Origin of the sequence: Escherichia sp. E2748, from assembly GCF_005781125.1 — a bacterium.
Lineage (GTDB): Bacteria > Pseudomonadota > Gammaproteobacteria > Enterobacterales > Enterobacteriaceae > Escherichia.
In genome coordinates, this window is sequence record NZ_VATP01000020.1 from 17,281 (window position 1) to 31,964 (window position 14,684).

The 14,684-nt window shown below is 51.0% G+C and carries 16 protein-coding genes; 8 read left to right on the forward strand and 8 right to left on the reverse strand.

Features of this window, described 5'->3' with window-relative positions; genetic code table 11:
* Nucleotides 1-7: 7 nt before the first annotated feature.
* The 5 genes from FEK42_RS16315 to FEK42_RS16335 form a co-directional block, all read right to left on the reverse strand.
* The gene (locus FEK42_RS16315; RefSeq protein ID WP_135493242.1) at nucleotides 8-805 is read right to left on the reverse strand and encodes a PTS mannose/fructose/sorbose transporter subunit IIC; all 798 of its coding nucleotides are present in this window, start codon (nucleotides 803-805) and stop codon (nucleotides 8-10) included.
* Between the two features lie 65 nt (nucleotides 806-870).
* The gene (locus FEK42_RS16320; protein WP_130205757.1) at nucleotides 871-1,365 is read right to left on the reverse strand and encodes a PTS system mannose/fructose/N-acetylgalactosamine-transporter subunit IIB; all 495 of its coding nucleotides are present in this window, start codon (nucleotides 1,363-1,365) and stop codon (nucleotides 871-873) included.
* The gene (locus FEK42_RS16325) at nucleotides 1,365-1,772 is read right to left on the reverse strand and encodes a mannose/fructose/sorbose PTS transporter subunit IIA (RefSeq protein ID WP_131162353.1); all 408 of its coding nucleotides are present in this window, start codon (nucleotides 1,770-1,772) and stop codon (nucleotides 1,365-1,367) included. Before FEK42_RS16325 ends, FEK42_RS16320 begins: the two co-directional genes overlap by 1 nt.
* Before the next feature lie 9 nt (nucleotides 1,773-1,781).
* Entirely contained in the window at nucleotides 1,782-2,588 is an 807-nt protein-coding gene (locus tag FEK42_RS16330) for an SDR family oxidoreductase (protein WP_135493243.1), read from the reverse strand.
* 70 nt (nucleotides 2,589-2,658) lie between these two features.
* A complete protein-coding gene (locus FEK42_RS16335) occupies nucleotides 2,659-3,606 on the reverse strand; it encodes a sugar-binding transcriptional regulator (protein ID WP_130205763.1) in 948 nt (315 codons plus the stop codon).
* Nucleotides 3,607-3,954: 348 nt separating this feature from the next.
* On the opposite strand from FEK42_RS16335, the gene rluF reads away from it, so the two are divergent.
* On the forward strand, nucleotides 3,955-4,827 hold the full coding sequence (gene rluF, locus FEK42_RS16340) for a 23S rRNA pseudouridine(2604) synthase RluF (RefSeq protein WP_130218604.1): 873 nt from the start codon (nucleotides 3,955-3,957) through the stop codon (nucleotides 4,825-4,827).
* Here rluF and FEK42_RS16345 read toward each other — a convergent pair whose 3' ends face one another.
* Nucleotides 4,828-5,100, reverse strand: a complete 273-nt coding sequence (locus tag FEK42_RS16345; protein WP_001207629.1) for a DUF3811 domain-containing protein — start codon at nucleotides 5,098-5,100, stop codon at nucleotides 4,828-4,830.
* Between the two features lie 302 nt (nucleotides 5,101-5,402).
* On the opposite strand from FEK42_RS16345, the gene FEK42_RS16350 reads away from it, so the two are divergent.
* On the forward strand, nucleotides 5,403-6,191 hold the full coding sequence (locus tag FEK42_RS16350; protein ID WP_135493244.1) for a nucleotidyltransferase domain-containing protein: 789 nt from the start codon (nucleotides 5,403-5,405) through the stop codon (nucleotides 6,189-6,191).
* Nucleotides 6,192-6,228: 37 nt separating this feature from the next.
* On the opposite strand, the gene lysC is transcribed toward FEK42_RS16350, so the two are convergent.
* On the reverse strand, nucleotides 6,229-7,578 hold the full coding sequence (gene lysC / locus FEK42_RS16355; protein WP_135493245.1) for a lysine-sensitive aspartokinase 3: 1,350 nt from the start codon (nucleotides 7,576-7,578) through the stop codon (nucleotides 6,229-6,231).
* 293 nt (nucleotides 7,579-7,871) lie between these two features.
* Here lysC and pgi point away from each other — a divergent pair, with 293 nt between their 5' ends.
* From pgi to FEK42_RS16380, 5 genes are all read left to right on the forward strand, one after another.
* Complete coding sequence (pgi, locus tag FEK42_RS16360; protein WP_000789986.1) at nucleotides 7,872-9,521, forward strand: glucose-6-phosphate isomerase; 1,650 nt, start codon at nucleotides 7,872-7,874, stop codon at nucleotides 9,519-9,521.
* Nucleotides 9,522-9,875: 354 nt separating this feature from the next.
* Nucleotides 9,876-10,118, forward strand: a complete 243-nt coding sequence (gene yjbE / locus FEK42_RS16365; RefSeq protein ID WP_001562435.1) for an exopolysaccharide production protein YjbE — start codon at nucleotides 9,876-9,878, stop codon at nucleotides 10,116-10,118.
* Nucleotides 10,119-10,209: 91 nt separating this feature from the next.
* Nucleotides 10,210-10,848, forward strand: coding sequence for a YjbF family lipoprotein (locus tag FEK42_RS16370; protein ID WP_130205771.1), 639 nt, complete (start codon nucleotides 10,210-10,212; stop codon nucleotides 10,846-10,848).
* Nucleotides 10,845-11,582, forward strand: a complete 738-nt coding sequence (locus FEK42_RS16375; RefSeq protein ID WP_135493246.1) for a capsule biosynthesis GfcC family protein — start codon at nucleotides 10,845-10,847, stop codon at nucleotides 11,580-11,582. Before FEK42_RS16370 ends, FEK42_RS16375 begins: the two co-directional genes overlap by 4 nt.
* Entirely contained in the window at nucleotides 11,582-13,678 is a 2,097-nt protein-coding gene (locus tag FEK42_RS16380) for a YjbH domain-containing protein (RefSeq protein ID WP_135410811.1), read from the forward strand. The genes FEK42_RS16375 and FEK42_RS16380 overlap by 1 nt, the downstream gene beginning before the upstream one ends.
* A 46-nt stretch (nucleotides 13,679-13,724) precedes the next feature.
* Here FEK42_RS16380 and FEK42_RS16385 read toward each other — a convergent pair whose 3' ends face one another.
* Nucleotides 13,725-14,003, reverse strand: a complete 279-nt coding sequence (locus FEK42_RS16385) for a hypothetical protein (protein WP_024212568.1) — start codon at nucleotides 14,001-14,003, stop codon at nucleotides 13,725-13,727.
* A gap of 212 nt (nucleotides 14,004-14,215) precedes the next feature.
* Here FEK42_RS16385 and psiE point away from each other — a divergent pair, with 212 nt between their 5' ends.
* Nucleotides 14,216-14,626: a phosphate-starvation-inducible protein PsiE gene (psiE, locus tag FEK42_RS16390; protein ID WP_000202902.1), complete on the forward strand. Its 411-nt coding sequence runs from the start codon at nucleotides 14,216-14,218 to the stop codon at nucleotides 14,624-14,626.
* Nucleotides 14,627-14,684 lie beyond the last annotated feature (58 nt).

Consider the following 14,684-nt stretch of genomic DNA (forward strand, 5'->3'; position numbering starts at 1 on the left):
GGCTCCGTTAATCATCAAGTTGGTCAAGGGCGGTGATAGTGGTGGCCTGGGGATGTGGTTCAGCTTTACGCCACTGTGGATTTAGCTGGATGTTGAGCAGGGCCATGATCACGCCGACACCACCGAACGCCAGCAGACTGAGATCGAGGTAGCCACCTGCGAGGAAACCGAGGAAAAAGAAAGGCATCAAATATTTCACGCCCATCATGCGAAGCACCATGGCGTAACCGACCACCACGATAAAACCGCCAGCAATCTGCAATCCATGGGTCACAAATTCGGGAATGGCGCTCAGCATATTGCTCACCATATCGGCGCTGACGAACAGCGAGACAATCAGTGCTGGAATCGCAACGCGCAGTGCCTGCACGCCAAGCGCGGAGACATGCAGAATATCGAGAGTGCGAAACCGCGCTTCTTCCGCTGCTTTATCCGCCGCGTGCTGGAACACAACGGTGATGGTGCGGGCAAACACCGTCAGCACCTGGCCTGCCGCAGCCACAGGCAACGCGATGGCGATACCGGTGGCGATGCTTTGCTGGCCAACGATAACCAGAATGGTGGAGATTATGCTGGCGAGTGCAGAATCCGGAGATTGCGCCGCGCCGACGTTCATCCAGCCGAGAGCTATCAATTCCAGCGTACCACCGAGCATAATTCCGGTTTTTAAATCACCGAGAATTAAACCAATCACCGTACAGGCAATTAACGGGCGATGAGTCTGAAATTCATCCAGCACGCTGCCCATTCCGGCAATACAGGAAAAAAGAAATATGGCAATGATTTGTAGGGTACTTATTTCCATGATTTGTCACCTTTTAAGTGTCGTCATCCCTGCCTGTTAAAGCATATATACACAGGCGCTATTATTTAATTTGCGACTAACTGTTCTTTTATTTTGTCGATAATATTGATTGAAGGATCTGACGCTACAACGCGTAAATCCAGCGTGACGCCAAGATTATTTAACTCATGAAATGCGTTAATATCATCGTCATCTAATGAAACTGCTTTGGTTAACTGTTTTTTACCGGGTCGCCAGGCCATGCCGCCAATATTCAGGGTGCCGATTTTTACTCCCTGGCGAACCATCGCTAAGGCATCCTGAGGTCGGGTAAAAAGATAAAATACGGTTTCGTCCTGATATTGTGGGTTGTGATACACCGCGACAGCTTTTTCAATATTGACCACGTTAACTTTCATTCCCGGCGGGGCGGCCTGACGCAATAATGTCCGGCGAACTTCATCGTTATACACTTCGTCATTGCAGATAATAATGCGCTGGGCGTTAGCCACTTTCGACCAGACGGTAGTGACCTGGCCGTGGATTAGGCGGTCATCAATGCGGGCGAGCGTAATGTTCATCAGAAATCCTCCTCTGCCGTTGCCAGTTGTTTCCAGACAACGCAGGTTTGCTTTGCGATTTGCGTCAGGTGTTCACACAGTTCATCAACGTTCATGCTGTCCTGGTTATCGACCAGTTCGAGCGCCAGCGGCAGGGAAAGGCCGCTGATTACCCGCAGGCGCGGATTACGCATCGCAAGCGTTGCCGCCGCGTTCCACGGGCTGCCGCACTGTAAGTCCACGGCGATTAACCACTCGTCATGATTGTGAATACTCACTAACTTTTCCAGCTTTGCCACGATGTCTCCGGCGTTCTCGCCGGGCACAAATTCAACTGCCTCAACATTGGCGTCGCCGTACACCATCTGAACCGATTCCAGCATGGCGCAAGCTAATTTGCCGTGGGCGCAAAAAATGGCATTGACCATAAAGCCTCCTTAGCCGCGCGTTTTGCCGCCGGCAATGTTAGTGGTTACTCCGGTGATATAGCTGGCGCGTTCAGACAGCAGATAACAAACAAAATCAGCCACTTCCGCTAATCTTCCGGCGCGCCCAATAGGAATGGCGTTTTTGGTATAGCCTTCACGCAGCTGTTCGACGGTGATATTGCGCGTCCACGCCAGCGCCTCTTCATATTCCGGCGTGCGCAGCCCGGTTTTTTCCAGAATCCCCGGCGCGATACCGACCACACGGATACCGTGTTTACCCAGCTCTTTCGACCAGGAGCGCGTGAAGCTATTGAGCGCGGCTTTGGTCGCGGCATAACAGCTTTGGCCTTCTGAGCCTTCCAGCCCGCTTTCCGATGAGACGTTCACAATCACCCCATCGTGTTGTTTGACCATCTGCCGCGCCACTGCCTGTGACATCAGGAAAACGCCTTTCTGGTTGATATTGACCATTTTTTCGAATGCGGCTTCGCTGAGTTCATACTGCCCGGCTGGCGCTTTCTCATCGACCAGAAGACGCGGGAAATTGACCCCGGCGTTATTGACCAGACCGTCGATGCGACCAAAACGCTGAATAATTTCCGCTACCGTATGATTTACCTCTTTGGCGCTGGAAATATCGGTCGGCCAGAACTGATAACCTTTATGACTTTCATATTGACCATCGCCACCGTGAATATCGACCATCTGTACATTCGCGCCTTGTGCTAATAATTCATCCACAATCGCCAGTCCAATACCGGATGCGCCACCGGTGACAATAATGATTTTATCCTGCAAATTTAACCACGTTTGCATAACAGACTCCTGATTTTAGGTAATAGAGTCCCGCCGTAATTTTTTATTACGGTAAACATCGGGAAGATTTTTATTTCAGTAATAGTTCAGCTGTGTTGCTATTCGTTACCAGACAATTAATATATTTTCCACGCAGTGCACCAATAATTCCGCTGTATTTCTCTTCACCTATAGCAATACCAATGGAATACCGCGCCTGCTTTAATTTATTCATTTCGATAGAGAGCGTTTTTTCGCTCATATTCGTTTCAACCATTGCGCCGTGAATATCAAAAAAGCGCGAGCAAATATCACCGGCAACCTGACGGGCATTCAGGTCGTCACTCTCTTCGCCGCCATAAAATGCATGCCAGTTGGCGCCATCGCGAATAGCCGGTGAGCCAATCCCCACCAGGGCGACATCCAGATTATCCCAGTAGGCTGAGATGGTTTTAAAGTGCTGAGACTGCATGATCCCATTACGAATTAAGGGGTTATCTAGCAGAGCTGGAAAATCCGCGAGCTGCGATTCCCCTTTCAGCTTTGCCGCCGCGCTGTAGGTTAATGTGTTTACGTGATAGCGGCTTTCGAGTTTACCGGACGGGCCGCCAATAATCGGCACGCAAATTAACTGCCGCGATTGCCCCGCCTGCGGCAAGTTTTCAACCAGTGCGCTCACCGCGCGGCCCCAGGAAAAACCAACAATATCACCAGGTTCCAGCAAACGATCTAACAATTGCGCGCCGTGTAACCCCATTACCGCCAACTGAGCGTCTTCCTCTTCATCGCGCCCTGATACCACCACAGCTTCTTTCAGACCAAACTTTTGCTTCAGTTGCTGCTCCAGCCAGAGATTTTCGTTGTAGTCATAGTTGATGGCGATGGTGACAATTCCCTGTTCGCGGCCCCGTTTAAGTAAGCGGCTGATGGTAGTCCGATAAATACCCAGTTCGCGGGCGATTTGCGCCTGCGTCATGTCCTGTTCGTAATAGAGTTGGGCAATCTTCACAATCAAACGGATATCGTCACTGTTTTCCATCGCCGCCTCCTGATTTTGCACATTTGTGCAAATATGCTTTTTAACCGCTTGATCTGATATAACTCCATCATGGTGACCTTTAAAAGCGATTTTTCACTCTTTGTTTGGACTGAAATGGCGCTTTATCTTGCACATTTGTTTCTCTGCGTAGCAGTCATCAGCACAAGTGTGCAGAGATTCGTAATAGGTTGATTATCCTGGTTTTCGCCAGGCAAATTTGCATCGGGCTTCTGGTGACACTTTTGTGATAAAAGGCGCGGCAGATCACATTTAATTTCGACGTTGCCGCATAACCCTGTTTTTCCCCGCTAAGAGGTACGGTATATTCCGCGTTTTACAGGAGAATTTATGCTGCCCGACTCATCAGTCCGTTTAAATAAATACATCAGCGAAAGCGGAATTTGCTCACGCCGCGAAGCGGATCGCTACATCGAGCAAGGCAATGTGTTCCTTAATGGCAAGCGTGCCACCATTGGCGATCAGGTGAAACCCGGCGACGTTGTAAAAGTAAACGGTCAGTTGATTGAGCCACGGGAAGCCGAAGATTTGGTTCTTATCGCCCTGAACAAGCCCGTCGGTATTGTCAGCACCACCGAAGATGGCGAGCGCGATAACATTGTCGATTTCGTTAACCACAGCAAACGCGTGTTCCCGATTGGTCGCTTGGATAAAGACTCCCAGGGGCTGATTTTCCTCACCAACCACGGCGATCTGGTGAATAAGATCCTCCGTGCGGGTAACGATCATGAGAAAGAATATCTGGTGACGGTCGATAAACCGATTACCGAGGAGTTTATTCGCGGCATGAGTGCGGGAGTGCCAATCCTCGGGACGGTGACTAAAAAATGCAAAGTCAAAAAAGAAGCGCCGTTTGTCTTCCGCATTACCCTGGTGCAGGGGCTGAACCGTCAGATCCGTCGCATGTGCGAGCACTTTGGCTACGAAGTGAAAAAGCTGGAACGTACGCGCATTATGAACGTCAGCTTAAGCGGCATTCCGCTGGGAGAATGGCGCGATTTAACCGACGACGAGCTTATCGATCTCTTTAAGCTCATTGAAAATTCCTCTTCCGAGGCGAAGCCCAAAGCGAAGGCCAAACCGAAAACGGCAGGCATCAAACGCCCGGTAGTGAAGGTAGAAAAAACGGCGGAGAAAGGTGGCCGCCCGGCATCAAACGGCAAGCGTTTCGCCTCGCCGGGGCGGAAGAAAAAAGGTCGTTAATCAGCGTTTGCCGCGCGTCGACGTATTTGCCGACCAACTGAATGACGCTTCAGGATCCGGTTTATAAGCCTGCTTTTTCTTCAACTGGCGGGCTTTTTTCGCTTCAGCCTCACGCTCAACCATTAATTTATCGATGTACTCTTTCTTAATGCTGTTGGTTTCGGCGTTGGTCAGCACGCGACCATGTGCAATACGCGCGCGATCCAGCAGCGTCTTCAGTTCGCGCTGTTCACGCTCAGTCATCTCTTTTTGAGTAATACGGGGGAGTGCCATGATGGTGCCCTCTGTTAATCGGATAGTTCAGTGTACGGGAATTTATTTGCAAGCAGAACTGATAAGATTCATTTGCCTTCTCTTTATTTTTATCTGCTTAGATAATTGGCGATAAATACAGATAAAATGTAACGAAAATAAATGACCGCTAACTTATAAAATTTAATTAATTCTTTGTTATTCAATACGTTAAAGTTGTGATTTTACTTCTGGCCTGTTTCTCGCAATAACGCTATCTCATTGATAACATCTCTGTTTTCAGTGGTCTTGTACGGGGTAGTTAATATCAAAGGATGAGTCAAATGCCATTAAATGGAGTCAGTGCTGCGATGCGTGAACGGGTATCGCAGCAGTTAAAGGAAATTGAACGTCGCTATGGCGTGAAAGTGCTGTACGCCTGCGAATCGGGGAGTCGCGGCTGGGGATTTGCTTCGCCCGACAGCGATTACGATGTGCGGTTTTTGTATGTCCATCCGCTGGAATGGTATCTGCGGGTAGAGTCACCGCGCGATGTTATCGAACTGCCTATCGACGACGAACTTGATGTTTCCGGTTGGGAATGGCGCAAAGCGCTGGGATTGCTGAAAGGTGCGAACCCGACGCTAATTGAATGGCTGGATTCACCGGTGGTCTATCAACAAGATGAAGACACGATAACGGCGCTTAAGGCAATGGTCCCAATGTGGTTTTCTCCGTTGCGTGCGCGTTGGCATTATTATTCGATGGCGCGGAAAAATTTTCGCGGTTATTTACAAGGCGACGAAGTGCGGCTGAAAAAATACTTTTATGTGCTGCGTCCGCTGCTGGCCGTGCGTTGGGTTGAAGCGGGAAAAGGCGTACCGCCAATGCGTTTTTCCGAATTGCTGGCGGGAAGTGAGTTGGATGCGGCATTACGCGCAGAAATAGATGAATTGCTGGAACGTAAACAGCGTGCGGGTGAAGCGGAATATGGCCCACGCCGTCCATTGCTACATGCGTTTATCCATGCGGAACTGGCGCGTGGGGAAATTCCGCCGCTGTTACCGGATAGTAGGGATGGTGATGCCAGGGAGCTGGATAGGTTGTTGATGGCGACAGTGATGGGAGAATAAATTCGGCCCGGCAAGTATCATCCGGGCCGCACTGTTTTTACTCAAACAAATTACTATGCAGTTTCTGCACCACCTGTTCCGCGTCTTCGCCTGGCACCAGGAAGCACAGGTTATGACTGGAAGCGCCGTAGCAAATCATGCGAATGTTGAACGGTTCAAGTACGCCAAACACCTCTTTGCCAACACCACAGGCTTTTGACAGGTCGTTACCAATCAGAGCCACCAGCGCCAGGCCTTCTTCCACTTCTACCCGGCACAGAGCTGAAAGCTCCATCAGCAGCGATTGTGTCAGCAACGTATCGCCAGTTGACGTTGAACCGGTAGTGTCGAGGGTTAATGCCACGCTCACTTCTGACGTAGTAATTAAATCCACCGAAATATTATGCCGTGCGAGAATGCCGAAAACCTCCGCGAGGAAGCCGCGAGAATGCAGCATATTCAGGCTATGCAGGGTTAATAGCGTTTGTTTGCGACGCAGAGCCAGCGCACGAAACAACGGCGGATTCTCGGTTTTATTACACACCAAAGTACCGCCAGCACGCGGATCTTTGCTTGAACCGACAAACACCGGGATATCGCTGCGAACTGCAGGCAGTAAGGTTGCCGGATGAAGTACTTTGGCACCAAAGGTTGCCATTTCAGCTGCTTCTTCAAAGGCGATTTCATCAATTCGTTTGGCATCAGGCACGACGCGTGGGTCGGTAGTATAAATCCCCGGCACATCTGTCCAGATATCGACGCGGGCAGCGTTTAACGCTTCTGCCAATAGTGCCGCCGTGTAGTCACTACCGCCGCGACCAAGCGTTGTGGTGCGCCCTTTACTTTCACTGCCAATAAAGCCCTGGGTGATGACTAAACCTTCGCTGAGACGTGGGGTTAGTTGCAGCGCAGACAGTTCCGCCAGCGCAGCAATATCTGGCTCCGCGCGGCCAAAGTGATCGTTTGTGCGCATCACTTTACGCACATCGAACCACTGGGCCTGAACATTGCGTTCACGCAGAATCTCCACAAACAGTAGGGTAGACATCAGTTCGCCGTGGCTGACCAGTTCATCAGTTAGCGCTGGAGAGGTTGCCAGTGCAGCAGCTTCGGCCAGGACGGTAATGTTCTCCAGCAAACGTTCAATCTCTTCACGGATGACGTTCGGGTAACGCAGGCGCTCCAGAATGGCGAACTGAATATTGCGAATGGCATCGAGTTTTTCGAAACGCTCAACCGGTTCCAGACCTTCAGCCAGTGCAACCAACAGATTGGTAATGCCCGCAGAAGCAGAAAGCACAACTAAACGCACATTCACATCAGAAAGCACAATGTCGGCGCTGCGGTTCATGGCGTCGAAATCAGCCACGCTAGTACCACCAAATTTGGAGACAACAATATCGGGCATAACAACCTCGTGTCAGGGAATGAAAGAAGCGACCTTGGCACAAAGGCAAAACAGAAACCGGTGCAGGCGCAGACCGTATTTATAAATAAAAGGTGTAGGGGAGTGTGTCAACGCCGGGATTATGCGGATTATTCATGCAGCGGGCGTGGTCAGAAATTGTGCTTATAACGTCTACACTTTTTATCCTCTTCAGTGGTTAGCTGAGCTAACGGCACTAAAACCATCACATTTTTCTGTGACTGGCGCTACAATCTTCCACAGTCACAATTCTCAATATCAGAAGAGTATTGCTAATGAAAAACATCAATCCAACGCAGACCGCGGCCTGGCAGGCACTACAGAAACACTTCGATGAAATGAAAGACGTTACGATCGCCGATCTTTTTGCTAAAGACGGCGATCGTTTTTCTAAGTTCTCCGCAACCTTCGACGATCAGATGCTGGTGGATTACTCCAAAAACCGCATCACCGAAGAAACGCTGGCGAAATTACAAGATCTGGCGAAAGAGTGCGATCTGGCGGGCGCGATTAAGTCGATGTTCTCTGGCGAGAAGATCAACCGCACCGAAAACCGTGCCGTACTGCACGTGGCGCTGCGTAACCGTAGCAATACCCCGATTCTGGTTGATGGCAAAGATGTTATGCCGGAAGTCAACGCGGTGCTGGAGAAGATGAAAACCTTCTCAGAAGCGATTATTTCTGGTGAGTGGAAGGGTTATACCGGCAAAGCAATCACTGACGTGGTGAACATTGGGATCGGCGGTTCTGACCTCGGCCCGTACATGGTGACCGAAGCACTGCGCCCTTACAAAAACCACCTGAACATGCACTTTGTTTCTAACGTTGATGGCACTCACATCGCGGAAGTGCTGAAAAAAGTAAACCCAGAAACCACGCTGTTCCTGGTAGCATCTAAAACCTTCACTACTCAGGAAACCATGACCAACGCCCATAGCGCGCGAGACTGGTTCCTGAAAGCGGCAGGTGATGAAAAACACGTTGCGAAACACTTTGCGGCGCTCTCCACCAATGCCAAAGCCGTTGGCGAGTTTGGTATTGATACCGCCAACATGTTCGAGTTCTGGGACTGGGTCGGCGGTCGTTACTCCCTGTGGTCAGCGATTGGTCTGTCGATTGTTCTCTCTATCGGCTTTGATAATTTTGTTGAACTGCTTTCTGGCGCACACGCGATGGACAAGCATTTCTCCACTACGCCTGCCGAGAAAAACCTGCCTGTACTGCTGGCGCTGATTGGCATCTGGTACAACAATTTCTTTGGCGCGGAAACTGAAGCGATTCTGCCGTACGACCAGTATATGCACCGTTTCGCGGCGTACTTCCAGCAGGGCAATATGGAGTCCAACGGTAAGTATGTTGACCGTAACGGTAACGTAGTGGATTACCAGACTGGCCCGATTATCTGGGGTGAACCAGGCACTAACGGTCAGCATGCGTTCTACCAGCTGATCCACCAGGGAACCAAAATGGTACCGTGCGATTTCATCGCTCCGGCCATCACCCATAACCCACTCTCTGATCATCACCAGAAACTGCTGTCTAACTTCTTCGCTCAGACCGAGGCTCTGGCGTTTGGTAAATCCCGTGAAGTGGTTGAGCAGGAATATCGCGATCAGGGTAAAGATCCGGCAACGCTTGACTACGTGGTGCCGTTCAAAGTGTTCGAAGGTAACCGCCCGACCAACTCCATCCTGCTGCGTGAAATCACTCCGTTCAGCCTGGGTGCGTTGATTGCGCTGTATGAGCACAAAATCTTTACTCAGGGCGTGATCCTGAACATCTTCACCTTCGACCAGTGGGGCGTTGAACTGGGTAAACAGCTGGCGAACCGTATTCTGCCAGAGCTGAAAGATGATAAAGAAATCAGCAGCCACGATAGCTCGACCAATGGTCTGATTAACCGCTATAAAGCGTGGCGCGGTTAATTTAAAAACCTTAATAACAATGCCGACTTAAAGTCGGCATTGTTTTATCAGATAAATCCCCTTGTCGGAGATTTAACGAAAATCATACCGTGAGGTTAATCCTAAAATAGATTTTTAATCTGTAATGATTTCGGAAAATACGCAGATTAATTACTTTTACTTTTATTTTAACATTATGATTTTTAATCTTATTTATATATAAGTTAAAGCTTATATTTGATATTCATTCCAATTGTCCTAAAACACCTTCACTAATTCCCCGCGCCGTAATTCGCATGCTTTAGTTGTGTATACTCGATCCCGCCCGAAATGTTTTTGGGTAAATCTCCATTCATTCAATGAAGGGAAATTGTTATGAAAAAAGTTCTGTATGGCATTTTTGCCATATCTGCGCTTGCGGCGACTTCTGCGTGGGCTGCACCTGTACAGGTGGGCGAAGCGGCAGGGTCGGCAGCAACGTCGGTTTCAGCGGGTAGTTCCTCCGCGACCAGCGTCAGCACCGTAAGCTCGGCGGTGGGTGTCGCGCTCGCGGCAAGCGGTGGCGGTGATGGTTCTAATACCGGGACCACCACAACCACGACCACCAGTACCCAGTAATAACGTATGTATCCCCAAAATAATTCAGTATGACGGGGATTAACCATAACCACACTCCGGTGTGGTTATTCTGCCCCTCTGGAGAAGAGTCGTGAAGCGACCTGCACTCATTCTTATCTGCTTGTTATTACAGGCCTGTTCAGCCACGACTAAAGAGCTGGGCAATTCACTGTGGGACAGTCTGTTCGGTACGCCAGGCGTACAGCTGACGGACGATGATATTCAAAATATGCCCTACGCCAGCCAGTACATGCGGCTAAATGGCGGTCCACAATTATTTGTCGTTTTGGCCTTCGCTGAAGACGGACAACAAAAATGGGTTACTCAGGATCAGGCCACTCTCGTTACACAACATGGGCGTCTGGTGAAAACTTTGCTTGGCGGCGACAACCTGATTGAAGTGAATAACCTTGCCACTGACCCGCTGATCAAACCCGCACAAATCGTTGATGGCGCAACCTGGACGCGCACGATGGGCTGGACCGAGTACCAGCAGGTACGCTACGCCACCGCACGCTCAGTCTTCAAATGGGATGGCACCGATACCGTCAAAGTCGGCAGCGATGAAACCCCGGTTCGCGTGCTGGACGAAGAAGTCTCCACCGACCAGGCGCGCTGGCATAACCGCTACTGGATCGACAGCGAAGGGCAAATTCGCCAGTCGGAACAGTATCTCGGCGCGGATTATTTCCCGGTGAAAACCACTCTCATCAAGGCGGCAAAACAATGATTAAAAAAACTATTGTCGCGTTGCTTTTGAGTGTGGGGGCGTCATCGGTCTTCGCGGCGGGAACCGTCAAGGTATTCAGCAATGGCAGCAGTGAGGCCAAAACGCTGACGGGTGCAGAGCATTTAATCGATCTGGTAGGCCAACCTCGACTGGCAAACAGCTGGTGGCCCGGTGCGGTGATTAGCGAAGAGCTGGCAACGGCGGCAGCATTGCGTCAGCAGCAGGCGTTGCTGACACGGCTGGCAGAACTGGCTGCAGATTCCAGCGCCGACGATGCCGCCGCCATTAACGCCTTACGCCAGCAAATTCAGGCGTTGAAAGTGGCGGGCAGGCAAAAAATCAAACTTGATCCCGATATCGTCCGCGTTGCTGAACGCGGTAACCCGCCGTTGCAGGGCAACTACACGCTGTGGGTCGGACCACCGCCGTCCACGGTCACATTGTTCGGGCTTATCAGCCGTCCTGGCAATCAGCCATTCACTCCCGGTCGCGACGTGGCGAGCTATCTCTCCGGGCAAAGTCTGCTTAGCGGGGCGGATCGCAGCTACGCGTGGGTGGTTTACCCGGACGGACGCACGCAAAAAGCGCCGGTGGCTTACTGGAACAAGCGTCACGTAGAGCCAATGCCCGGCAGCATTATTTATGTTGGCCTCGCGGATTCTGTCTGGAGTAAGACGCCCGACGCCCTTAACGCAGACATTCTTCAGACCCTGACGCAGCGGATACCCCAATAATGAAAAAAAGACATCTGCTTAGCTTACTGGCGCTGGGCATTAGCACGGCTTGCTACGGCGAAACGTATCCTGCGCCCATTGGCCCATCGCAATCGGATTTCGGTGGCGTAGGACTGTTACAAACGCCCACCGCCCGCATGGCGCGGGAAGGGGAGTTGAGCCTGAACTATCGCGATAACGATCAGTACCGTTATTACTCAGCTTCAGTGCAACTCTTCCCGTGGCTGGAAACAACGCTGCGCTACACCGACGTGCGCACCCGGCAGTACAGCAGCGTCGAAGCGTTCTCTGGTGATCAAACGTATAAAGATAAAGCCTTCGATCTCAAACTGCGTTTGTGGGAAGAGAGTTACTGGATGCCGCAAGTGGCGGTTGGCGCGCGGGATATCGGCGGTACGGGGCTGTTCGATGCAGAATATCTTGTCGCCAGCAAAGCCTGGGGGCCGTTCGATTTTACGCTCGGTCTGGGCTGGGGATATCTGGGCACCAGCGGTAACGTGAAAAATCCGCTCTGTTCAGCCAGTGATAAATATTGCTATCGCGATAACAGCTACAAACAGGCGGGATCTATCGACGGCAGCCAGATGTTCCACGGCCCGGCCTCACTGTTTGGCGGCGTGGAATACCAGACGCCCTGGCAACCGCTGCGCCTGAAACTGGAGTATGAAGGCAATAATTATCAGCAGGATTTTGCCGGGAAGCTGGAGCAAAAAAGTAAGTTTAACGTCGGTGCGATTTATCGCGTTACCGATTGGGCCGACGTTAACCTTAGCTATGAACGTGGCAACACCTTCATGTTTGGCGTCACGCTGCGCACCAACTTTAATGATTTACGTCCTTCGTACAACGATAACGCCCGCCCGCAATATCAACCGCAGCCACAGGATGCCATTTTGCAGCATTCGGTGGTGGCGAATCAGTTAACGCTGTTGAAATACAACGCCGGACTGGCCGATCCGCAGATCCAGGCGAAAGGCGATACACTGTATGTTACTGGCGAGCAGGTGAAGTATCGTGATTCGCGCGAAGGGATCATTCGTGCTAATCGGATCGTGATGAACGATCTGCCGGAGGGGATCAAGACGATCCGCGTTACGGAAAATCGCCTTAACATGCCGCAGGTGACGACGGAAACCGATGTCGCCAGCTTGAAAAATCATCTCGCCGGAGAGCCGCTGGGCCACGAAACGAAGCTGGCGCAAAAACGCGTCGAGCCAGTGGTTCCGAAGTCCACCGAGCAGGGCTGGTATATCGACAAATCGCGCTTTGATTTCCATATCGATCCGGTGCTGAACCAGTCGGTCGGTGGCCCGGAAAACTTTTACATGTATCAGCTGGGCGTGATGGGAACGGCGGATTTGTGGCTGACGGACCATCTGCTCACCACCGGTAGCCTGTTTGCTAACCTTGCCAACAATTACGACAAGTTTAACTACACCAATCCACCGCAGGACTCACACTTACCGCGTGTTCGTACCCATGTGCGCGAGTATGTGCAGAACGATGTCTATGTGAATAACCTGCAAGCCAACTACTTCCAGCATCTGGGCAACGGCTTCTACGGTCAGGTCTACGGCGGCTATCTCGAAACCATGTTTGGCGGTGTGGGGGCAGAGGTGTTGTATCGCCCCCTGGACAGCAACTGGGCGTTTGGTCTGGATGCCAACTACGTTAAACAGCGCGACTGGCGTAGCGCAAAAGATATGATGAAATTCACCGATTACAGTGTGAAAACCGGACATCTGACCGCGTACTGGACGCCATCTTTCGCCCAGGACGTGTTGGTGAAAGCGAGTGTCGGGCAGTATCTGGCAGGGGATAAAGGCGGCACGCTGGAGATCGCCAAACGCTTTGATAGCGGCGTGGTGGTGGGTGGCTATGCCACGATCACTAATGTTTCGAAAGAGGAGTACGGCGAAGGGGACTTCACCAAAGGTGTGTATGTCTCTGTACCGCTGGATCTCTTCTCGTCTGGCCCGACACGTAGCCGTGCGGCAATTGGCTGGACGCCGCTGACGCGCGACGGGGGTCAGCAACTTGGGCGTAAGTTCCAGTTGTATGATATGACCAGCGACCGTAGCGTGAATTTCCGCTAAGTCATGGGAAAGGTGCCAGTTTTCGCAATCACTGGCACCCTCATTCTTAATGGCCTGTTGAGCCATCAGGAACGCAGTTCACCCCCGGTTTGCGATCTGGTGTGTAAAGGCGAAAACATTCTGTCTTCCTGTCCGTCGATATGGGTTGCAGGTCTGGTTGCCTGAGCGACTGGGCCATCATTGGGCTGGAGACATTGCTTTGCGGTAGGTCGGCTTTATCAGCAGTACCGAGCGGACCGGCATAAGCAGGAAGAACAGAGACTGATAACAACAAAGCAGCAAAATAAGGCTTCATTTTTACCACCTTTATCAGGTTACGTTTCATTTGTTCCAGAGGAACATTGTCGATTTTTCGCGCATTACTGGTTGCTGAGAATCACCTGAATGGGTGATTTTTGCATTACCGGCTTTGGTGCGGTTTGCCTTGCCGGATGCGCCCCCCAAATCCAGGTTGAACAAAACATACACAAAAAATATAGATCTCCGTCACATTTTTACGTTATACAGGAAGCTCGCCACTGTGAAGGAGGTACTGCTATGACGTCACTCTCTCGTCCGCGCGTGGAGTTTATCTCCACCATTTTGCAGACCGTACTCAATCTGGGCCTGCTGTGTCTCGGCCTGATTTTGGTTGTCTTCCTCGGCAAAGAAACGGTGCATCTGGCTGATGTGCTGTTCGCGCCAGAACAAACCAGCAAATATGAGCTGGTGGAAGGACTGGTGGTTTACTTTCTCTATTTCGAATTTATCGCGCTGATTGTGAAGTACTTTCAGTCCGGTTTTCACTTCCCGCTGCGTTACTTTGTCTATATCGGGATCACCGCCATTGTGCGCTTGATCATCGTCGATCATAAATCGCCACTGGATGTGTTGATCTACTCGGCAGCGATCTTGTTGCTGGTGATCACCCTGTGGTTATGTAATTCGAAACGGCTGAAGCGGGAGTAAAAAAGAGGCGCTCCGAAGAGCGCCGAATAACAGTCACAAGTTAGGATAACGTAAGTTG